The organism is Roseibium sp. (assembly GCF_048260565.1).
Classification (GTDB): domain Bacteria; phylum Pseudomonadota; class Alphaproteobacteria; order Rhizobiales; family Stappiaceae; genus Roseibium.
The window spans coordinates 116,182-137,303 of record NZ_JBLXGP010000009.1 but is presented as its reverse complement, the minus strand read 5'-3'; the positions used below and the strand labels follow the sequence as shown (position 1 = coordinate 137,303).

General features: G+C 60.6%; 19 protein-coding genes. 16 read left to right on the top strand and 3 right to left on the bottom strand.

What is annotated here, in order from left to right:
* The first annotated feature begins 283 nt into the window (after nucleotides 1–283).
* From ACN0SO_RS18435 to ACN0SO_RS18425, 3 genes are all read left to right on the top strand, one after another.
* Nucleotides 284–2,719 (top strand): methyl-accepting chemotaxis protein, encoded by a 2,436-nt coding sequence (locus ACN0SO_RS18435; protein ID WP_417680189.1) that lies wholly within the window; start codon nucleotides 284–286, stop codon nucleotides 2,717–2,719.
* A gap of 102 nt (nucleotides 2,720–2,821) precedes the next feature.
* Complete coding sequence (locus ACN0SO_RS18430; RefSeq protein ID WP_417680188.1) at nucleotides 2,822–3,193, top strand: VOC family protein; 372 nt, start codon at nucleotides 2,822–2,824, stop codon at nucleotides 3,191–3,193.
* Between the two features lie 10 nt (nucleotides 3,194–3,203).
* Nucleotides 3,204–3,899 (top strand): helix-turn-helix transcriptional regulator, encoded by a 696-nt coding sequence (locus ACN0SO_RS18425; protein ID WP_417680187.1) that lies wholly within the window; start codon nucleotides 3,204–3,206, stop codon nucleotides 3,897–3,899.
* On the opposite strand, the gene ACN0SO_RS18420 is transcribed toward ACN0SO_RS18425, so the two are convergent.
* Entirely contained in the window at nucleotides 3,884–4,549 is a 666-nt protein-coding gene (locus tag ACN0SO_RS18420) for a DUF1194 domain-containing protein (RefSeq protein ID WP_417680186.1), read from the bottom strand. The genes ACN0SO_RS18425 and ACN0SO_RS18420 overlap by 16 nt on opposite strands.
* A gap of 335 nt (nucleotides 4,550–4,884) precedes the next feature.
* On the opposite strand from ACN0SO_RS18420, the gene ACN0SO_RS18415 reads away from it, so the two are divergent.
* The 9 genes from ACN0SO_RS18415 (at nucleotide 4,885) to ACN0SO_RS18375 (ending at nucleotide 14,183) form a co-directional block, all read left to right on the top strand.
* Entirely contained in the window at nucleotides 4,885–5,139 is a 255-nt protein-coding gene (locus tag ACN0SO_RS18415; protein ID WP_417680185.1) for a PepSY domain-containing protein, read from the top strand.
* A gap of 96 nt (nucleotides 5,140–5,235) precedes the next feature.
* Nucleotides 5,236–5,904, top strand: coding sequence for a response regulator transcription factor (locus tag ACN0SO_RS18410; protein ID WP_417680184.1), 669 nt, complete (start codon nucleotides 5,236–5,238; stop codon nucleotides 5,902–5,904).
* Complete coding sequence (locus ACN0SO_RS18405) at nucleotides 5,894–7,300, top strand: ATP-binding protein (protein WP_417680183.1); 1,407 nt, start codon at nucleotides 5,894–5,896, stop codon at nucleotides 7,298–7,300. The genes ACN0SO_RS18410 and ACN0SO_RS18405 overlap by 11 nt, the downstream gene beginning before the upstream one ends.
* Before the next feature lie 152 nt (nucleotides 7,301–7,452).
* A complete protein-coding gene (locus ACN0SO_RS18400) occupies nucleotides 7,453–7,896 on the top strand; it encodes an RT0821/Lpp0805 family surface protein (protein WP_417680182.1) in 444 nt (147 codons plus the stop codon).
* Nucleotides 7,897–8,092: 196 nt separating this feature from the next.
* A complete protein-coding gene (locus ACN0SO_RS18395) occupies nucleotides 8,093–9,568 on the top strand; it encodes a hypothetical protein (RefSeq protein WP_417680181.1) in 1,476 nt (491 codons plus the stop codon).
* Between the two features lie 72 nt (nucleotides 9,569–9,640).
* Entirely contained in the window at nucleotides 9,641–11,110 is a 1,470-nt protein-coding gene (gene ccmI / locus ACN0SO_RS18390) for a c-type cytochrome biogenesis protein CcmI (RefSeq protein ID WP_417680180.1), read from the top strand.
* Between the two features lie 71 nt (nucleotides 11,111–11,181).
* Complete coding sequence (gene ccmE, locus ACN0SO_RS18385) at nucleotides 11,182–11,622, top strand: cytochrome c maturation protein CcmE (RefSeq protein ID WP_417680179.1); 441 nt, start codon at nucleotides 11,182–11,184, stop codon at nucleotides 11,620–11,622.
* 64 nt (nucleotides 11,623–11,686) lie between these two features.
* Nucleotides 11,687–13,678 carry a heme lyase CcmF/NrfE family subunit gene (locus ACN0SO_RS18380; RefSeq protein WP_417680178.1) on the top strand — a complete coding sequence of 664 codons (1,992 nt, stop codon included), beginning with the start codon at nucleotides 11,687–11,689 and terminating at the stop codon, nucleotides 13,676–13,678.
* Nucleotides 13,679–13,682: 4 nt separating this feature from the next.
* Nucleotides 13,683–14,183, top strand: a complete 501-nt coding sequence (locus ACN0SO_RS18375) for a cytochrome c-type biogenesis protein (RefSeq protein WP_417680177.1) — start codon at nucleotides 13,683–13,685, stop codon at nucleotides 14,181–14,183.
* 65 nt (nucleotides 14,184–14,248) lie between these two features.
* Here ACN0SO_RS18375 and ACN0SO_RS18370 read toward each other — a convergent pair whose 3' ends face one another.
* A complete protein-coding gene (locus ACN0SO_RS18370) occupies nucleotides 14,249–15,244 on the bottom strand; it encodes a DUF2336 domain-containing protein (RefSeq protein WP_417680176.1) in 996 nt (331 codons plus the stop codon).
* Between the two features lie 218 nt (nucleotides 15,245–15,462).
* Between ACN0SO_RS18370 and ACN0SO_RS18365 the strand changes: the two genes are divergently transcribed.
* Nucleotides 15,463–16,695 (top strand): alpha/beta fold hydrolase, encoded by a 1,233-nt coding sequence (locus tag ACN0SO_RS18365; protein ID WP_417680175.1) that lies wholly within the window; start codon nucleotides 15,463–15,465, stop codon nucleotides 16,693–16,695.
* A 31-nt stretch (nucleotides 16,696–16,726) separates the two neighbouring features.
* Here ACN0SO_RS18365 and ACN0SO_RS18360 read toward each other — a convergent pair whose 3' ends face one another.
* The gene (locus ACN0SO_RS18360) at nucleotides 16,727–17,806 is read right to left on the bottom strand and encodes a DUF2336 domain-containing protein (protein ID WP_417680174.1); all 1,080 of its coding nucleotides are present in this window, start codon (nucleotides 17,804–17,806) and stop codon (nucleotides 16,727–16,729) included.
* A gap of 253 nt (nucleotides 17,807–18,059) precedes the next feature.
* Here ACN0SO_RS18360 and ACN0SO_RS18355 point away from each other — a divergent pair, with 253 nt between their 5' ends.
* From ACN0SO_RS18355 to ACN0SO_RS18345, 3 genes are all read left to right on the top strand, one after another.
* Complete coding sequence (locus ACN0SO_RS18355) at nucleotides 18,060–18,659, top strand: hypothetical protein (protein WP_417680173.1); 600 nt, start codon at nucleotides 18,060–18,062, stop codon at nucleotides 18,657–18,659.
* Nucleotides 18,660–18,668: 9 nt separating this feature from the next.
* Entirely contained in the window at nucleotides 18,669–19,379 is a 711-nt protein-coding gene (locus tag ACN0SO_RS18350) for a glutathione S-transferase (protein WP_417680172.1), read from the top strand.
* A gap of 117 nt (nucleotides 19,380–19,496) precedes the next feature.
* Nucleotides 19,497–21,050: a Do family serine endopeptidase gene (locus tag ACN0SO_RS18345; RefSeq protein WP_417680171.1), complete on the top strand. Its 1,554-nt coding sequence runs from the start codon at nucleotides 19,497–19,499 to the stop codon at nucleotides 21,048–21,050.
* The last annotated feature ends 72 nt before the right edge of the window (nucleotides 21,051–21,122 follow it).

The window sequence follows — 21,122 nt, the reverse complement described above, 5'->3', positions numbered from 1 at the left end:
ATAGGCATCCTGGACTTCGACCGCTGGTCGTCCTTAAACGAGATCGATCTCAATATTGGTTCTCAAGCGAAAACAAGGATTCGGAGTTTGATTTCAAGTGGTGGAAGATTGAATATTGTTGCACTGATAATTTTTGCAATAAAATAGATTGTCATTAGTATTATTATCAATAATAGTTTATAGGAAGGCTGATTTTTTCTGAAAAATAGAACGTTACATCTTGGATTAACTCTTCTCCCTTTAGGTTATTCGGCAGGGAATGCCGGTGTCTCGGGAGTTCGGAATGTTCACCAATTTGCGTCTGTCCATAAAAGTTCCTTTGCTGGTCGTCTGTGTCGCAGCAATTGTCGCGATCGGGGTCGGAGTTGCGAGCTATTTCACGGCGCGTTTTGAACTGAATTCGCTGACGGAGGCGCGTCTTGAGGCAGCTGCGACCACAGGACGGGATCAGATTACGGATTACCTCCACCGTATTGAAAACGAGCTGATTCTGACCGCGGAACATCCAGGGACGGTTGCGGCGGTAAAGGAGTTCGCCGCGACCTGGCAGTTCTGGGAGCAGATGGGCGGCAAACCGTCAACGGAACTGGTGAAGGCCTACGTCAAGGACAATCCCTACCCGGCAGGCGAGAAACAGAAGCTGGACAGGGGACAGACCGGGTCCGGCTACGATGACATCCATGCGAAATATCACCCCTGGTTTCGCAGGCTCATGCAGGATCAGGGATATTACGACATCTTCCTGTTCGATACGGGCGGCAATCTGGTTTACAGCGTTTTTAAGGAACCGGACTACGCAACCAATTTTATGAAAGGTGGCGGCCAATGGGCTGAGACCGATCTGGGGGCCGTCTACCGGGAAGCGTTGGGCGCCGACGACGCGAACGCCATTTCATTCAAGGATTTTCAGGCCTACGCGCCGAGCGCTGGTGCTCCGGCCGGGTTCATGGCCCATGCGATCCATGACGGAACAGGGAAGGTGGTCGGTGTTCTAGCCTTCCAGATGCCGATTGATCGCTTCAACGGGCTCCTGAAACAGAACTTCGGCCTGGGGAAAACGGGCGAACTTGTCCTCGTCGGCGCGGACTTCCTGATGCGCAATGATTCTCGCTTCACCACCGATGTGAACGACATTCTGAAGACAAGGGTGGATGATGAGGTTGTTAAGACGGCCTTCTCCAACGCATCTGCTTTCGGCAACGGCAAGCTTTTCCGCGATGCCGAACTGGTGATGGACGCTGAAGCCTTCACTTACAGGGGTGTTCCTTATGTCATCGTCGCGGCGCAGACAGTGGAGGAAGCGATCGCGCCGGCACTGGAAACGAGGAACCGGATGTTTCTGGCCGGAACCCTGTTGCTGACCGTATCCGCATTGCTCGGCTTTTTTGCTTCAAGAACCGTCACACGTCCGATCAGGGCTGTCGTTAATGCCATGAACCGTCTGGCGGCCGGAAAGACGGATATCGGGCTGGAAGATAAGGGCGGAACCGATGAAATCGGCGATATGGTTCGCGCGGTCGCCATCTTCCGCGAGAATGCGATCCAGCGGAACAAGCTGGAGATCAGGGCACGTGGCGAAAGGGATAAGGAGCGCCAGCGTCAATCGCATCTCGACAAGTCGATCAGCGGTTTCCGGGAAACCATGTCGAACCGCCTGTCTTCCATGACGTCCCAGACCGACATGATGCGTACCAGCGCAACGGTTCTGGATGACCTCGCCGACAGCCTTGCCGACAAGGCCGCTACCGCGAGCATGTCTTCCTCCAGTGCGTCGGAAAATGTCGGTACGGTGGCGGCTGCGGCAGAGGAGATGGCCGCAATCGTCCGCGATATCGCCCGACAGACCGACACGACCAGCCGTATCGTCACGGACACCGTGGAGGCTGCCGAGACGACCAACCGCAATGTGGCTGCGCTGTCGGAAGCGGCCGAACACATCGGCAGTGTCATCAATCTGATCCGCGACATTGCCGAACAAACCAATCTTCTGGCGCTCAACGCGACCATCGAGGCGGCGCGCGCCGGCGAGGCCGGCCGCGGGTTTGCCGTTGTGGCTTCGGAAGTGAAGCAATTGGCGGAACAGACCTCCCGGGCGACGGATGAAATATCGACCCGGATCGAGGGCATCCAGACCTCGGTCCGCGACGCGGCTTCCTCGATCACGAATATCACCGAAAAGGTCGGTGAAATGCGGGAACTTGCAACGGCGGTTGCCAGCGCCGTCGATCAGCAGCAGGCCGCCACGGTGGAAATCGCCGAAGCGGCCCGCCGGGCATCCGACGGCACGAATAGCGCAGCAACCAACATTGATGTGGTTACGCAAGCCATCCAACAGACACGCGGCGAGTCCGGCACGGTAAACACGGCCACCTTCATGGTTTCGGAGTCGAGCAAGGGTCTGGCTTCCGATGTGGAAAGCTTTCTGGAGGACGTCGCGCGGGATGTCGAGGACCGGCGTCAGGCGCTCCGCATTGCCAGGTCCGGCGACATCGGTATCGCAGATGCTTCGGGCAAAGTCAGGAAGGCTCGGGTGGTCGACACAAGCAGGACCGGCGCGCAAGTCATAGATATCGATGGTATCGGGGTCGGACAGAACGTTACGCTCATCCTGCCCGACAAACGCGAGCTGAAGGCCCGGGTCGTGCGTGAGACAGGCATAGGCGTCGGGGTGGAGTTTATGGAAGCCCTTGCCGAAGACGATCGGTTTCTCGCGGCTTGAGACCAGTTAGCTATTTTGGACGTGCTGACACGCTCCTGACAGAAGGCTGTCAGGAGGGCGGCGGTATCTTTTCCTCGTCGTCATTCGAACGAGGGACCAACAATGACTTTCAAACCCGATAATTTCACCGTCTGGATCGAATTGCCGGTTACCGATCTGGACAAGGCCACCGCCTTCTATAACGATGTCTTCCAGACCGAGTTGATCAGGGAAGATATGGGCCCCAATCCCATGGCCATGTTTCCGACTGCCGACGGCAAGGGGCGTGCCGGGCACCTTTATCCCGGAAAACCGCCGGCGAAGGGAACGGGTCCGACCGTTCATCTGACTTGCCCGGACACCCTTGAAGCGACGATGGAGCGTTTCGTGAAGGCCGGCGGCGAAATCGTTTCCGACCCGATCGCCATCCCCGCCGGACGTTTCGCTTATGGCCTCGACCCCGACGGCAACTCCGTCGGCCTGTTCCAGTCGTAAGGAAGTTCTGATGAGACGTGCCGACCGCCTGTTTCAGATCGTGCAGTATCTGCGCGGCGGCCGGCTCGTCCGCGCCCGGCAGCTGGCCGAATGGCTCGAAGTGTCCGAGCGCACCATCTATCGGGATATCGCAGATCTGCAGTCGTCCGGCGTGCCCATCGATGGTGAAGCCGGGGTCGGCTATATCCTGCGCGACGGCTACGACCTGCCGCCGCTGATGTTTTCCCGCGACGAGATCGTGGCCCTGGTCGCGGGCGCCCGCCTTATTCGCGCCTGGGGGGGAGCAGACATGGCGCGGGCCGCCGAAGAGGCGCTGATCAAGATCGACGCCGTCCTGCCGGACAAGGCGCGTACCCGAAGCAATCAGGTGGAAGTCCACGCATTCGCACCGGAAATGACACCGGAGGTGCGCGAGCGGATCGATCGCCTGGAAGAGGCGGCCGATCTGCGGAAGCGGCTGACCCTGGCTTATCTCGATGCGAGCGAGGCGAGAACGGACCGGACGGTCCGCCCCCTCGGACTGTGGTTCTGGGGCAAGGTGTGGACGCTGGTTGCCTGGTGCGAACTGCGCGAGGATTTCCGCATGTTCCGTCTCGACCGGATCGCCGGCATGACCGAGACCGGCGATACGTTCCGCGCCGAGCCGGGCACAACCCTCAGGGATTTTTACCGGAAGATGGAGGAACGGGGCTACCGCAGGTCGTGACCGGCCGTACCGGGCTGAAGCTCCGTGTAGTAGCTGGTTCCGACTTCCCGCAGCAGCTTGCGTTTCATGGCATCGGCATAATCGTCGAATCCGCTGGCGACCTCGACGAAGGATCCGGGGCCGCGAATGACACTATGGCGATAATAGGCGACCGGATCCGGTTTGGCGCCCTTGATGGCCAGTCCGTTGACGACGATCCCCTCGAAGGGAAAGGCGTGATAGGCACTGGCCGGACCGAAGCCTTCATTGTTGACCCCGTCGCCGGCCACGTCGATGACCTGGCGCGCGCATTTCTCCGGGGCCTTGTTCAGATGAACCGCTGCATATCCGAGAGCGTAGCCGAGGGCCGTCGGGAATTCGTTGAAACCGCGTCTGGACCGGGCGAGTTTGTCTGCCGCCGCTTTCGCGCTTTCCGCGCCGTCCAGAAAGGACCAGTCCACCTGGATGACCTGCTGGTAGCGTCCGCTCCACTCGAAGCTGGAAAACCAGATACCGCCGACGGCGGAAATTGCGTCGACAACCTCCGGATCCTGAAGCGCAAGGGCCAGCCCCTGAAGCTGAAGCGCATGTTCGCGGGCGTCGACGCTGGAGGAACCGTCCATAGCGACGATGAGGGCGAGCGGGCAGGCAGCGGCTGTCTTCGGCGTCATTGTGGACACAAGGCCCGCGACTGCCAACAGGACAAGGGACTTGCCGAAAACTGTACGTCCTTGTCTTTTCCACGAATGCGGCATCGATGGTCTCAAAGCTCCTGTCTGGTCGGCCCTGGCGGTTTCAGCGATAGTCGGCGCTTGTCACGAATTCCGATGGAGAAGCTTAATGCTGTTTTGCCGGCTTCCGCAAATCGGGAAGGATTTTACGTTTGCACGCCGGATGAACCTCGTGTTCATGTTGCATTCAGTTGGCCCTGTTTAAAAAGAAGCCAACATCGCTGGGGAAGTCGTGTCGCCGGCGGACAGAAACCGTAACTGAAGGGATGTGTCCCTTGAAACGTCTAATGATCTTTCTGGTCTTGATGCTTGCCGCTGCGGCGCCGGCAAATGCCCAGTGCCTGTCCCAGGCACAGGCACGCGAAGCCGTGGCAAGCGGAAAGGCCAAGTCGCTCGGATCGGTCGCAGGGGCCGCCGGCGGCGAAATCGTCAAGGCTGAGCTCTGCCAGCAGGGCGGCGGCTATGTCTATCGCCTTTCCGTGAGGATAAACGGCCAGGTGGTGACCAAAACCGTCAACGCCAGCCGCTGACATCCGGAGCGAACTCTGTGGCGGAGATCACATATTTCCGCCACGGCTCCGGCTACAGTTCCTCACGGTTCGAACATTCATGTGAGAAAAGACGATATGCGAATTCTTGTTGTCGAAGATGATGCCGACCTCAACCGCCAGCTCGTCACTGCGCTGACGGAGGCCGGATATGCGGTCGATACCGCCCATGACGGCGAGGAGGGGCATTTCCTGGGGGATACCGAACCCTATGATGCGGTCGTTCTCGATCTCGGCTTGCCGACCCTCGACGGGTTGTCTGTGCTGGAAAACTGGCGCCGGGACGGGCGGGCCATGCCGGTCCTGATCCTGACGGCGCGCGATCGATGGTCCGACAAGGTGGCGGGCATAGATGCCGGTGCCGACGATTATGTCGCCAAGCCCTTTCACATGGAGGAAGTGCTCGCGCGCGTGCGCGCCCTTGTGCGTCGGGCCGCTGGTCATGCCTCCAACGAAATCACCTGCGGCACGGTACGCCTCGATCTGCGCGCCGGGCGTGTCACCGTGGACGGAACACCGATCAAGCTGACCAGTCATGAATACCGGCTCTTGTCCTACCTGATGCATCACCAGGGCAAGGTCATTTCGCGCACCGAACTGACCGAGCATCTCTATGAACAGGATTTCGACAGGGATTCCAACACGGTCGAGGTCTTCGTCGGACGGCTGCGCAAGAAGATCGGATCGGACATGATCGAAACCATCCGCGGTCTCGGCTACCGGCTTGGAGAGGCCGTTGACGGCTGAACCCCAGACCGAGAGTGATGCGCCTGCTTCGGTTCGTCAGCGGTCTCTTGCCGGAAGGCTGGTGCTTGTTGCGGCGGTCTGGTCGACGCTCGCCCTGGTCATTGCGGGCTTCATTCTCGTCGGGCTCTACCGGGCGGCGGGCGAGCGTGCCTTCGATTCGCAGCTGGAAGTCCATCTGAACACGATTATCGGCGAAATGGTGTCGCCCGAAACGACGGGAAGCGCCACACCCGGTGTGAAACGGCCGGAAAACCTGCCCGAACCGCGGTTTTCCCTGCCGCTGTCCGGCTGGTACTGGACCGTTCGCAAGGCGGATGGCACCGATATCCTGTTTGCGTCTCCGTCGCTTGTCGGCGATCCGCTGACCATGCCGCCGCTGGGCGATCGGGAAAGTCTGAGCGGGTTCGCGCAAGGCCCCAGGAACGAGGAAGTTCGTTTTCTTCAAAGCCGGATCACCATCGAAGACGTTCCTTACGTGATCGCCGTCGCCGCTGAAACGGCAGGCTTCCGGGAGGAGGTCAGCCAGTTTGCGCGCCAGGTCGGGCTGACGCTGCTGATCTTCGGTGTGGGCCTCATCGGGGCGATTTTCCTGCAGGTGCGCGTCGGCCTCCGGCCGCTGTCCCGCCTGCGCGCATCCCTGTCCGCGGTGCGTATGGGCGATGCGGAGAGTATCGATGAAAACCTGCCGCGCGAAATCGCGCCGCTGGCCGTGGAACTCAATGCCCTGATCCTGTCGAACCGGGAGATCGTGGAGCGCGCGCGCACCCATGTCGGCAACCTGGCCCATGGTTTGAAGACGCCGCTTTCGGTGATCGCCAACGAGGCGCGGGCCAATCCGGGGCCGCTGGCCGACAAGGTCGGCGAGCAGGCAGCCGTCATGTCGACCCAGATCCAGCATCATCTGGAGCGCGCCCGGATGGCCGCGCAGCGGCGGGTCATCGGCGTTTCCTGCGAGGTCGAGCCTGTCCTGAACCGCCTCGTGCGGGCCATGGACAAGATCTACCAGCGCCGCGGCATCGAGGTGGGGGCGTCCATCTCCGGCGGGATCCGGTTTCGCGGCGAACAACAGGATATGGAGGAAATGGCCGGAAATCTGATCGACAACGCCTGCAAGTGGGCATCCTCGCAAGTGACCGTCAAGGTTCAGGTGCTAAACGAAGGCGGTTCCGCGAGGTCTATGTTCGAACTGGTGGTCGAGGATGACGGTCCGGGGCTGAGCGAGGAGGAGCGGAAGGAAGCGGTCAAGCGCGGACGCCGTCTGGACGAGACGGTACCGGGTACGGGTCTGGGCCTGTCCATCGTGGCCGACCTTGCCGCCCTTTACGGCGGGCGGTTCGAACTGGAGCGGGCCGATATCGGAGGACTGAAGACCCGTCTGGTGCTTCCGGCCCTTTAATCGAAACAGGCTCACGCCTATTTTAATTGCGGCGAAACGAATAATGTGGCGAAAATTTACCATTATGGGCCAAGTTCAGCCATAAACGTCGCCTAAACCATGATCGAGAGTCGGTGATTCTGTAAACCGGCCGCAGATCGACGGAGTGATGCATGCGCCTGCGCAACACATCTGTGCTCGTTCTTATCCTGGCCGGCCTGACTGCCTGCAGCAGCACGCCCGGGACGGGGAGCCATGACCTGGGCTTCTGGAGTTCCGCCACCGGTTCGCCGGGGGCGGTCGGACGGAGCGAAGCAGGTGCGGCGATCGCGCTTTTACAGAGCAACGAATTCGGCCAGTCTCTGGATGCTTCCGACCGAAGGGCGGCTGCCGAAGCCCAGCGGCGCGCATTGCGCGCCAATGGCGTCGGTGTGGCTGTTTCCTGGGAGAATGACAAAACCGGCCGTAGCGGACAGGTTCGTCCCGGACCGGTCTATCAGGTCAACGATACCTCTTGCCGCGAATTTACCCACGAGATGACCCTTAACGGCGCCATGATGACGGCCCGCGGCACGGCCTGTCAGGAAGATGACGGCTCGTGGCGTACCCTGAGCTGAGCCGGCAGGTCCGATAATAACCGCTTGCAATTCCTGTAAAACCATCCGGGTTTGGCAGGATTATCCGTTAAGCTATTGCGCGACAAGCGACTTTCGCTCCCACTTTGGGAAAGTGATAAGAATTCCTTCAACCTTTGTTTAAGCGTTCTGCCTTTAGGGTGCGATGTAATCGGAATAGTCCGACCGATCGCGGATCATGACTGAAACGGAACTGCTGACCAACAAGATCACCACATACCTGCAGGGACTTAGTCCGCAGGCGGTGGAAAATCTTGTCCGCAAGCTGGAGAAATCCCGAGATTCCGGGCTGAAAGACCCTCACCTCGAGCTGATCCTGTCTGCCTCCCTGAAGCTTCTGCGCGATCCGAGAGGGGCCGCGGAGGCAGTCACCCGCGGCGGCGCCCTTCGCCGCAATCAGGTTCAGCGGATGTTTTTCACGCCGCTGGACGAATTCCTGATCAACGAGGATCTTCCCACCCGTCAGGAGGGCCGGGTCTACCGGCCGAATCTGGAGCGGGTCTGGCAATGGATCGGCCGGGATGTGCTTCCGGGCGATGTCCGCCGGGTTCTGGAGGAGGCCGAAAAGGAAACGGTCAGCGAGGAAAGGCTCGACAATTTCGTTCATGCGCTGCGCCGAAGGGCCGTCGATGCCGTCGGATCCGCCCTCGAACGCATCGATTCGTCCGACAAGGAGCGCCGCCGTTTGTCCATCGAGATGGGCGGTGAGCGCGGCATTGCGGATCTGAAGGACATTCACAAGATCCTGGCCGCCGAGCGCTGGCTGATGCCGTTCCTGAACATGGTTCCGGAAACCCTCAGCGAGAACCGTATCAAAATCGATACCGACGTCCTCAATCTGGTCGACAAATGTTCGGCGAAGTATCCCGATCATATTTCGGTCGTGGCAGCGGCTCTTCTGGAGCGGGCGGATACACCGTCGGCGCTATGCACTTTTGCCGGCCGCCTGGCCCGAACCAACGATCCGAAGCTGATCAGCACTTCGCAATTCGCGCCTTTCGTCGACGTCGTCATGAGCGAGGCGGAAAGGCTGAACGTTCTGGCTCTGGAGCACCGGAAAAACAATCCGGACCCGGTCGCCTTTTCCCAGGCGCTTTCCGAATACCACAGCCTCGTGCGCGGCGTGGAACTGGATATGGACCTGACGCAGACGGGCGACTGGCACAAGCGCCTTTCGGGAACGAAGCGCAATATTTCCGAAGTTGTGACCCGCGAACTGAACAATGCCCATGGCGCCGTGCGCCGGGCTCTGCAGGTTCCCAAGTGGACCAAGGAAGGCACGCTGGATCAGGACCAGGTGTCCATCGACGATGCGGTCAGGTCTTTGCGTGTGGTCGTCATGGTGCGCAATGCATCCCAGACCTTTGCTGTCAATGATGTCGGCAAGCGCACGCGCCAGGCGGTTGAGCAGACCCTGGAAATCGTGACCCGGTCCCTGATTACGGATCTGGGGAAGACCGTCGGCAAGCAGAGGAAAGCCCATCTGGCCGCGGTCGATGTGGCGATCATGCTTTCCGAAATCTATTTCGGGACGGACTATGCGGCGCAACTGCGTCGCAGCCGACAGTCAGCCCTGGCGCACACACCGAAAGACGACGGCATCGCAAGCCTGCGCAAGCCCCGGCTCATCACGGCAGGCAGCGGAGCTCAATAGTCTCGACGGGAGGTTTGTGGCAGCCGCGACGGCAGGTCACATAACTGCGCGCTTGCCATTCTGCTCCGGCCAATGTCTATAGTGCCTCTCATGACGCTCTGGATCCTAATCGCCGTAATGACGGCTGTCGCAGCCCTGTCCATCCTCGTGCCGATGTCGAGAAAACGGCTTCACGATGGGGAAGCCGCCGGCCCGACAGCCGACGAAGCCGTTTATCGTCAGCAGCTTGATGAGGTCGATAAAGACCTGGAACGTGGCCTGATCGATGACGAGGCTGCCGGCGCCGCGCGCACGGAAATTGCCCGCCGGCTGTTGGCAGCCCATGAGCGCGCGGAAAAGGTCGAGGCGGCTCCGAAGGCTTCCTGGCCGCTGCGCTTCGGGCAAATTGTCGCCATCGTCTGCCTGCCGCTCCTCGCGCTTGGGACTTATCTGTTCATCGGGTCGCCGGATCTTCCGGACAGTCCGCTCGCCGCCCGCCTGTCCGCGCCGCCGCAGGACCAGTCGGTTGAAGTGCTGGTCGCGCGCGTGGAAAAACATCTGGCTGCAAATCCCCAGGACGGCCAGGGCTGGGATGTGCTGGCTCCGGTCTATATGCGTATCGGCAAGCCGCGGGAGGCTGCGAGAGCCTATCAACATGCCGTCCGGTTGCTCGGCCCGAATGTCAGGCGGATGACCGATCTCGGTGAGGCCTTGACCGTGGCCAACGACGGCATTGTCAGTGCCGACGCCAGAGGCGCCTTCGAGCAGGCCATAAAAATGGACAAAACGGCGGTTAAGCCGCGGTTCTTCATTGCCCTGTCCCTTGGGCAGGAAGGCAAGAAGGACGAAGCGATCGCCGCATGGCAGGATCTGCTGAAGGGTGCCGATCCGCAGGCTCCATGGGTTCCGGTGGCACGGCAGAACCTCGCGGCTCTTGAAGGCTCAGCGCCGCCGATGGCGGAAAATCTGCCTGGCCCGGACCGTGAACAGATGGCCGCGGCGGCCGATATGAGTGCGCAGGACCGCAACCAGATGGTCGCGGGTATGGTGGGCCGGCTCGCCGAACGTCTCAACTCGCAAGGCGGCAGCCCTGCGGAATGGGCTCGGTTGATCCGGGCCTATATGGTGCTGGGCAAGAAAGACGAGGCGGAGGCTGCCTTGAAAAAGGCATCGGACGCATATAGCGGTGATCCGGCTGGCCTTGGACAGATCAGGGACATTGCAGGACAACTCGGCCTGGCCGCATCTGATGGCTCGGCGCCGCCGGCGGCGGAAAACCTGCCCGGCCCCAGCCGCGAACAGATGGCGGCTGCCGCCGATATGAGCGCTGAAGACCGCAATCAGATGGTTGCGGGTATGGTGGGCCGGCTGGCGGAGCGGCTCAATTCGGAGGGGGGAACCCCGGCGGAATGGTCCCGGCTGATCCGGGCCTATACGGTGCTGGGCAAGAAGGACGAGGCACAGGCTGCCTTCAAGCAGGCATCGGCCGCCTTCGCGGGCGATGCGGCCGCCTTGGGCCAGATCAAGGAGACCGCGGGGCAGCTGGGGCTTAAAACCGAATAGGCATGTGCCTGGAATACTAATGGGCCCTTGTCGCTGGAGGGAGCGGCCGGGCTGGGACGGACGAACAAGATATGACGCGGAAACAACGACGCCTTACGCTGATCGGAATTGCCGGCGTGGTTCTGGCCGGTGCGCTTGGATTGATCCTCTTTGCGCTGAACGACCAAATCGTATTCTTTCAATCTCCAACGGATATTGTCGAAAAGGGCGTGCCGCCCGGCCAGCGCATTCGCCTTGGCGGGCTCGTGGAGGACGGCTCCGTCGAGCGCTCCGGCGATGCCAATGTGCGCTTCAAGGTCACGGATACGGCCAATACGGTAACGGTGACCTATATGGGTATCCTGCCGGACCTGTTCCGGGAGGGGCAGGGGGTTGTGACGGAAGGCACCGTCGGACCGGACGGCGTCTTCGTCGCCGACAACGTTCTTGCCAAGCATGATGAGAATTACATGCCCAAGGAAGTCGCCGAGTCGCTGAAGAGGCAGGGTGTCTGGCAGGGCGCGGAAAAATAAGTCAACGAATGCCAATCGGGCCAGGTCGCCTGAGAAACAGTCCTCCAAGGACGCGGGAGAGCACATGATCGTAGAACTCGGACATTACGCCCTGGTACTGACCTTCGCGCTTGCGCTGGTGCAGTCGGTCGTGCCCGTCTGGGGCGCCCTGCGCGGCGATGAACGGCTGATGGCGACCGCGCCGCCTGTTTCCGTCTTGATGTTTCTGTTGGTGCTGGTTTCGTTCGTGGCCCTGACGATTGCGTATGTGACATCCGACTTCTCGGTCGTGAATGTCTGGGAAAACTCGCATTCGGCCAAGCCGCTGCTCTACAAGATCACCGGCGTGTGGGGCAACCACGAGGGCTCGGTCCTGCTGTGGGTGCTGATCCTGGTGTTCTTCGGGGGGCTTGTCGGCTATTTCGGCCGCAATATCCCGGCACCGCTGCGGGCAACCACCTTGAGCGTTCAGGCCTGGATCACCGCCGGCTTTACCCTCTTCATGCTGGCGACCTCAAACCCCTTCGCCCGCATCGCCAATCCGCCGGTCGAGGGCAACGGCCTGAACCCGATCCTTCAGGACATCGGTCTGGCCATTCACCCACCGCTTCTCTATGTCGGCTATGTGGGCTTCTCCATCACCTTTTCCTTTGCCGTCGCGGCCCTGATCCTCGGTCGTCTCGATGCCGCCTGGGCGCGATGGGTCCGGCCGTGGACGCTGCTTGCCTGGGTCTTCCTGACGCTTGGCATCGCCATGGGGTCCTACTGGGCTTACTACGAGCTCGGCTGGGGTGGCTGGTGGTTCTGGGATCCGGTGGAAAACGCCTCCTTCATGCCGTGGCTTGCCGGCACCGCGCTGCTGCATTCGGCCATCGTCATGGAAAAGCGCGATGCACTGAAGGTGTGGACGGTCCTGCTGGCGATCTTCACCTTCTCCCTGTCGCTGTTGGGCACCTTCCTGGTCCGCTCCGGCGTGTTGACCTCGGTCCATGCCTTCGCAACCGATCCGGCGCGCGGCGTGTTTATCCTGGTTCTGCTGTGCCTGTTCATCGGCGGATCGCTGTCGCTTTACGCCTGGCGTGCGCCGGTACTGAAGCAGGGCGGTCTGTTCGCGCCGATCAGCCGGGAGGGAGCGCTGGTCCTCAACAATCTCTTCCTGACGGCGGCAGCCACTGCCGTGTTCGTCGGCACGCTCTATCCGCTGGCGCTCGACATCGTCACCGGCGACAAGATTTCCGTCGGCGCGCCGTTCTTCAATCTGACCTTCGCACCGCTGATGGTGCCGCTGCTGCTCGCCGTGCCTTTCGGTCCCGTTCTCGCCTGGAAACGGGGCGACCTTCTGGCGGCCTCCCAACGCCTCTACGCCGCTTTCGGGCTGGCGCTCCTGGCCGTGCTGTTCACATTCTGGCTGTGGGGAGTGGAGCAGGTCCTCGCACCGCTCGGCGCCGGGCTTGCCGTGTGGATCATGGCCGGATCGGTTTCGGAGATCGTTTCCCGTGTGAGACTGTTCGAGGTCGGCCCGGCCCGAGCGATCAGCCGGCTGTGGGGACTTCCCGGCTCGGCCTGGGGGACCGCGGTCGCCCATTTCGGCGTCGGTATCACCGTGCTCGGCATCGTCACCGCGACCGCCTTTCAGGAGGAGCAGATCCAGACCCTGCATCCCGGAGAGTCGGTCGAAGTACATAATTTTGAAGTCACCTTCGACGGGGCGGCGCCGCGCACGGGGCCGAACTACACCGAGGATGTCGGCCATTTCACCGTCCGTTCCGGCGGCGTCGAAGTCGCGACGATGGACCCGTCCAAGCGGATTTATACCGCGCGCCAGATGCCGACGACGGAAGCGGCGATCCTGACCTCCGGCCTGTCGCAGCTCTATCTGTCTCTTGGCGAGGTTCATCAGGACGGCAGCATGGACGTTCGCGTCTATTTCAAGCCGCTGGTGATCTTGATCTGGGGCGGCTGCATGGTCATGGCATTCGGTGGATTGCTGTCGATTGCGGACCGCCGTTTGCGGGTCGGTGCGCCGAAGCCGGCGGCGGGACGCAAGATGCCGTCTGCGCCGGCACCGGCGGAGTGAGCCCATGTCCCTGAGATCCCTACCGATGAAGGTCTTCGCCGGATTGATGCTTCTCGTCGCGCTGATAGGGCCCGCCCTTGCGGTCGCACCTGACGAGATACTGGACGATCCGGCGCTGGAAACCCGTGCCCGCGCGCTGTCGGCCCACCTGCGCTGCATGGTGTGTCAGAACCAGTCCATCGACGACAGCGATGCGCCTCTTGCCAAGGACCTCCGGATTCTGCTGCGCGAGCGTCTGGTCGCCGGCGACACGGATGAGGAAGTGATCGACTACCTCGTCGACCGCTACGGCGAATTCGTGCTTCTGAAGCCGCGTTTCGCGCTTCACAACCTCATCCTCTGGGCGGCGGCACCTGTCGCGTTGATTGCAGGGGTGATCGGGATATTCCTGGCCGTGAGGAGGCGGAAGGCGGCGCCAGGCGTGCTGGCTTCCCGGCCGCTGAGCAAGGATGAGAAAGCCCGGCTCGACGCGCTTTTGGAAGAAGGCAGTTCCGACAAGGCCTGATCGGACGACCAAAGCACCGCGCTTTAGAGCAGCGGGCGATAGCTTTGAACCATTTGACCGCTGCTCTAAGCCGCAACGGCCCGACGGTTCTGCAGCTTGATCTTCAAAAGCCCGAGCAGGCGTTTCGCTTCGGCGGGGTCGAGAACATGGTAGTTCGTGACCCACTTGCTGCCCGTCGACTCCGGGAATTTCAGGTGATTGCAGCGCGCCTTGCAAATCAGGGCATATTCGCCGTCCGGAATGCCGACTGCGCGGCACAAGGTGGCAATTCCCGTCGAATCGTAGCGGATCATCATGTTGACCACATGCGCGTGATTCAGGCCCGAAGCTATGCCGAGAAGAACCGTGATGTCATAGAGGTTCTTTTCGAAAGCCAGCTGGGAAATCGCCTTGTTGAGCGTGACGTGCCCCTCGCGAATTCCAGCGATCCACTGGCGTACGTCGATGCGCGTTTCCTTTTTCTCCAGCGGGTCGCCCGCCATGATCTCCGCCGGGTCGCGAAACAGGTCCTGTATAAGTTCCTCGTTGGACTTGCGCAGGTGACGGATCCGTTCGCCCATCTGTTTCGGCAGTTCCTTGATGACCTTTTCCAGGTCTTCCGGGGAAATATCCGCCCCCAGATTGCTTGCCAGGGATCTCCTGACTTCCTTGCTGCCGCGCTCGGCAAGCTTCTTCGAGACCTTGGCGTCCAGATGCTCTCTTTTGGATAGCGCGAGCAGATGTCCCTGGCTCTGGGTCGACGCGATCTCAAGCAGGTGAGCGTCCTTCAATGCCTGCGAGCGCTCCAGGAACGGTTGTGCAATGCTTAGGTCTTCCTTGGCCAGCTTGAAGGCCAGATTGGCGGAGGTTGCCGTTACATTCGACAGGCGTTCGGAAATTTTCTGCTTGGCGCTGTCATCAAGCGTGTCGAAAACCCCTTCAAGAAGCTCGTTGAACGTGGCGATTTCTTCGGCCCGGTTCTTGTGTGCCCGCGCTGCGAAGAGTTCCGTGACATGGTCCACGAGTTGATGGCGCTTCGTCGAGGAGCTGTCCTTTGCAAGTTCAATCAAAGTGTCGAGCATTGTCAGGCCATTTCCGGGTTTTTCTGAGTATGTCGCCGAAAGTCTTCACATTCAGCTAATAATGGGAAATTTATGCATGTTGTTTGTGCGGATATGTGTCCGCACAACTTCCCCAGCGTCATCAAGCGCCGGCGGTTTCACCGATTGCGGGACGCTCACCGCGACCTATCTATTCACGTGTACCTTTATTCATGAAGGTCCCGTCAGGAGGAGATCGAATGCCCGAACGCGCGTTGAAGGTTGAATTCGAGGGCGCACAGGGCGCCAGGCTGGCGGCTCGCCTTGATCTGCCCGCCGGGAAAATCCGGGCCTTCGCGCTCTTCGCCCATTGCTTTACCTGTTCCAAGGACATTGCCGCCGCGCGTAACATCGCCGGCGCCCTGACCGAACAGGCCATCGCCGTGCTGCGTTTCGATTTTACCGGGCTTGGCGGCAGTGGCGGCGACTTCGCCTCCACCGGTTTCTCGACCAATATCGAGGATCTGAAACGGGCTGCCGCCTATCTGTCGGACCATTTTGAGGCCCCCCAGTTGCTGATCGGCCATTCCCTGGGCGGAGCCGCGGTCCTTTCGGTGGCTGGCGCGTTGCCGGAGGTCCGGGCCATTGCCACCATCGGTGCGCCCGGCGATGCCGCCCACGTCCTGAAAAGTTTTCATGGCGATCTGGAGACGATTCGCAAGGACGGGCAGGGCACCGTAGAGCTTGCCGGCAGAAGCTTTCAGGTCCGCAAGGAATTCGTCGACGAACTCGAGGAACATGCTCTGCACGAGAAAGTGCGGCAACTGAAGAAGGCGCTGCTGATCATGCATGCGCCGCGCGACGAGGTCGTGGGCATCGACAATGCAACCGAGATTTTCGTCGCGGCGCGGCATCCGAAGAGCTTCGTGTCTCTGGACAACGCCGATCATCTGCTGACCAGGCCGGAAGATGCGGCCTATGCCGCACGGGTCATCGCCGCCTGGGCGAGCGGCTATCTCGACGCCGTCCCGGAAGCGGAAACGCCGTCGGAAAGCGAACATGTAGAGGTGGTTGAGACCGGGCTTGGGAAATACCAGGCCATGATCGCCAGTGGAAGGCACCGGCTGCTTGCCGACGAGCCGGAAGATGTCGGTGGATTGAATTCCGGACCGTCTCCCTACGACTATCTGTCCGCGGCGCTGGGCGCTTGCACGGTCATGACGTTACGCATGTATGCGGACCGCAAGAACCTGCCGGTCACGAAGATCGCGTCGACGGTCAGCCACGGCAAGGTCCATGCCGCCGATTGCGAGGATTGCGGCGAGGAGATGAGGAAGAACGGCGGTCGGATCGACCGGTTCGAACGCAGGATTGCCATTGAGGGCGACCTCGACGAGGCGACGCGCGCAAGACTGCTCGAAATCGCCGACAAATGCCCGGTCCACAAGACGTTGAAGAGCGGGGCAGCGATCGTCACCAGGGCGCGAGAATAACCGCCTTTGCGGTTTCCGGCCGCGGTTTTCCTTACGCCGCGTGTTGTTCCATGGCTTTCAGGCGCACCATGATAAACCTGAGTGCCCTTTGGGCGTCGGCGACGGTCAACACGCAATAATCGCTCAGCCATTTCTCCGCGACATTGGCAGGAAGGCCGAGGATTGAGCAGCGCGCCTTGCAGAACGTGGAAAATTCCGTTTCACCCACGTCCAGAGCCCGGCACACAATCGCAATGCCGTCGATTTCGGACCTCAGGATCGCGTTGAGGACGTATTTCTGTTCCAGGCCGGCAAGTTCCGCCAGGAGATAGGATAGATCCAGGAGCCGGTTGGAGAGCGTGTGCTCGACAAAGACCTTGTCCAGCGACTTTGTGCCGTTTTTGATCTCTCTTATGGACCCCTTGGTATCGATCCTGGTATTTTTCCGGTCCAGCTTGCTTTTCGCCACCAGGTTACCGGCTTCGTGGAACAGCTCTTCGGCAAGTTTCTCGTTACTGGTATAGAGGTGGCGCATTTTCTTGCCCTGCTCCTCGGGCAGTTGCTTGATCAGCCGGTCGAAATGTTCAGGCTTGAGATCGCTGCGGTTGATCATGCTTTCCCGCAAGACCGGGTCTTTCTCCGCAATCTTGACCAGGAACTTGGTCCCCCAATGAGAAAGTTCCGCGCCCGGATTGGCGGCTACAGACCGCCGGACGGGCTGCTCGCCGCGCTCGATCAGCACATCGGTCAACCGGGCTTCCAGCCTTTCGCGTTTGGAAATCGCCAACAAGTGCCCCTGGCCCTTGATCTTGGCCAGCTGCATCAGGTCATCCAGGGTCAGGACCGTGGAGTACTGCAGCATGTATTTGGATATGACGAGATCTTCATTTGCCAGCTTCAGGACCAGTTCGCGCGGCGTGGTCCGGACTTCGCACAGCTTTTCGGAAAGCTCTTCCTTGTCCGTGTCTTCCACGAGATCGACAAGGCGTTTGAGAACGCCATTGAACAAGGCGATTTCTTCGTTGTTGTATTTTTCCGCGCCCATGACGAACAGAGACACGACGTGCCCCATGAGTTCGCGCCGCTTATCGCTGCTGCTTTCTTTGGCGAGGTCAACAAGTGAAGTAAGCATGGAGTTCCTGCCTGAAAATCGGGTGATTAAGTATTTCAAGAATACCTTTAATTTGGCCTAACGTAAGAAATTAAAAGTCTGAGTAGTTTTGCTTGTATTAGGTGTTGCAGGAAAAATTAATGTAAAAATTACGGATATTCGAAACGGTTATTTTGAAAGCTGGTGGTTTTCTGTCTGGCGACGTCGAGTTGCGGTTTGGCATTGCATTTGCTTCGTATTTCGACGTGGCAGGGTAAGTATGGGCGGAGGAAGCATGTCCGTAGCATCGGCAATTGAATTCATGAGCGGGCTTTCGGTCGGCCATTCAGGCAGAAACAGACAAGCGTCCGCCGGCGAGAGCGGCTCGGCTGGCTCAGCCGGCTCTGCCGGGGCGGCAAAAACAACCCCTTACTCGGAAATTCATGCCGGTGTGAACGGAAACAGGCAGGCCGATCAGCCTGACCTGGACGCGATTGCCGCCCGATACGATCCGAAATCCATATCGCCACGTGAAATCGACCAGCTTGCGGAGGAGTTGAAAGCCGCCGGCTATGTGCCCCTGGCCGACATCATGATGCTGGAGACGCATGGAGAGGATTTCCGAATGCACATGCGGGAAACGTCCGCGCGGATATCGGGGACCGACCCGGGGCCCTTCGACCCGAACCGGAAGACCGATCTGACGGCGGTGATTGCCGGGCAGCGGGACATGGCGGAAGCCCGCGGAGAGCCGACAAGGGGGCTTGATGCCGTCGAACATCTGTTTGCCGTATTGGATGAAGCCCGCGGCGAAGCGGACGGAAGCGATCCGGCGCGCGCACGGAAGACCGGCTCCCTGAGTCTGGAAAATCTGCTTGCCCTGCAGTCGGAGTGATTTCCGCACTTGACGGTTGGCCAGGCGATGGTCGACACCGGTGCCATGTCCGCTCTTCCGGTCCTTTATTCTTTCCGACGCTGTCCTTACGCCATGCGCGCGCGCCTGGCTGTGCTTTCAAGCGGCTCGGCTGTGGAATTGCGCGAAATCGTCCTTCGTGACAAGGCGCCGGAATTTCTGGCCGCCTCGCCTTCGGCGACGGTGCCTTGTCTGGTCACCGGACAGGGAGATGTCATCGATGAAAGCCTGGACATCATGCTCTGGGCGCTCCGGCAGCACGATCCGGAAAGCTGGCTGGCTCCCGAAGCGGCCTCAATGGAGGATATGCTGGCGCTGATCGGTCGGATCGACGGCCCCTTCAAACGTCATCTCGATCGTTACAAATACGACACCCGGTACGAGGACGCGGATCGCGAAGACGAAAGGGCTGCGGCGTCCCGATATCTGTTCGATCTGAACGGCCGGCTTTCCGGATCGCACTGGCTGTTCGGATCCCGAGCCTCCCTTGCAGACTTTGCGATTCTTCCTTTCGTTCGCCAGTTCGCCAATACCGACCGCACGTGGTTCGAGGCCCAGGACTGGCCCTCCCTGTTACGCTGGCTGAGCGCCTTTGAGGCTTCGGACCGTTTCGCGGCCATCATGCCGAAGGTCTCCAGATGGCAGGCAGGCGCGGAGCCGGTGGTCTTCGGCGGTACGTCTGCCAACCTTACGAAAGCTTAATCTCCCCGACAGGCGTCTGTAAGGCTGGCATTCCTATCTTCCATCATGAAGCGGCAGGGGAGTACCCCGCGTTCCTGCCGGAAATCTGATCCGTCAGTCATGAGAGGAAGAACACAGATGCAAAATCAGACCCCCAAGAGAGGCAAGGTAATCTCCCTGCGCGGACGCCGTGCCGGCCTGCTGGCAGGTGCCATGGCTCTCGGCGTTGCCGGTATCCTCACCGCCCAGACCGTTATTCCGAACCAGGCCGCTCTGGCGGATCCGGTCAAGGTCGAAAGTGCCGGTCCGGTCGACTTCACCAATGTCGTCAAGTCCGTTCAGCCGGCAGTTGTCAGTGTGCGGGTCAAAGAAGAACTCGAGCCCCGCATGATGGGTTTCAACGGCAACGGCGACAACGGCAGCTTCAACGACTTCTTCAACGGTCTGCCGAAGGATTCCCCTCTGCGCCGTTTCTTCAGGGATTTCGGCGGCCAGGGTCAAAGTGAAGGCGCCACGCCGCCGCGCAAGCACCGCTATGGCATGGCCCAGGGCTCCGGCTTCTTTATCACTGAAGACGGCTACCTGGTGACCAACCACCACGTGATCGACAAGGGTACCGAATTCACTGTCATCGACGACAATGGTAAGGAATACAGCGCCAAGCTGGTCGGCGCCGACAAGCGCACCGATCTGGCGCTCCTGAAGGTGGATGCGGACAAGAAGTTTACCTATGTGAAGTTCGCGGACGATGCGCCGCAAGTGGGTGAATGGGTCGTCGCCATCGGCAACCCGTTCGGCCTCGGCGGCAGTGTGACCGCAGGGATCGTCTCTGCCCGCGGCCGGGATATCGGTGCAGGTCCTTACGATGATTTCATCCAGATCGACGCCCCTGTGAACCGCGGCAACTCTGGCGGTCCGGCCTTCAACATGAAGGGTGAGGTGATCGGCGTGAACGCGGCGATCTACTCGCCGTCGGGCGGCAATGTGGGCATCGCCTTCGCGATCCCCGCGTCCACGGCAAGTGACGTTATTATGGACCTGGAGCACGGCGGAAAGGTTGTCCGCGGCTGGCTCGGTGTCCAGATCCAGCCTGTGACCGACGATATCGCCGAAAGCCTCGACCTTGAGGACACCCGCGGCGCCCTGGTTGCCCAGGTTCAGGACGACAGCCCGGCGCAGGCCGCCGGCCTGAAAACGGGCGATACCATTCTCGCCGTTGACGGCAAGAGCATCAAGGATCCGCGCGAACTGTCCCGCGTGATCGCAGCCTACGATCCGGATACGGAAGTGAAGGTGTCCCTGTGGCGCGATGGCAAGGAACAGGACGTCGAGGTCAAGCTTGGCCGCCTGTCCGATACGACCGCCAGCGCCGACACCCCGGACAGCCAGATCGAGCCGTCCAAGGCAACCCTTGACGATCTGGGCCTTGCCCTGACGACCGCCAAGGAAGCCGGCATGGATGGCGACGGTGTGGTCATTGCCGATGTCGACCCGGATGGTCCGGCTGCCGAAAAGCAGTTGAGCCAGGGCGACCGGATCCTCGAAGTGGCCGGCACGAAGGTCTCCACACCGGAGGATGTCGCCAAGGCGGTCGATGCCGCGAAAAAGGATGGCCGCAAGGCAGTTCTGTTCCGCGTGGAGCGCGGCGACAACTCCCGCTTTGTCGCCCTGCCGATGAAAAAGGTAGGCTGAGCGAAGCAAGGTTCCCAGTTAGACACGGCCGGCTGATCCCCCCTCTGCCCCCCGCACTCGGCCGTGTCGCAC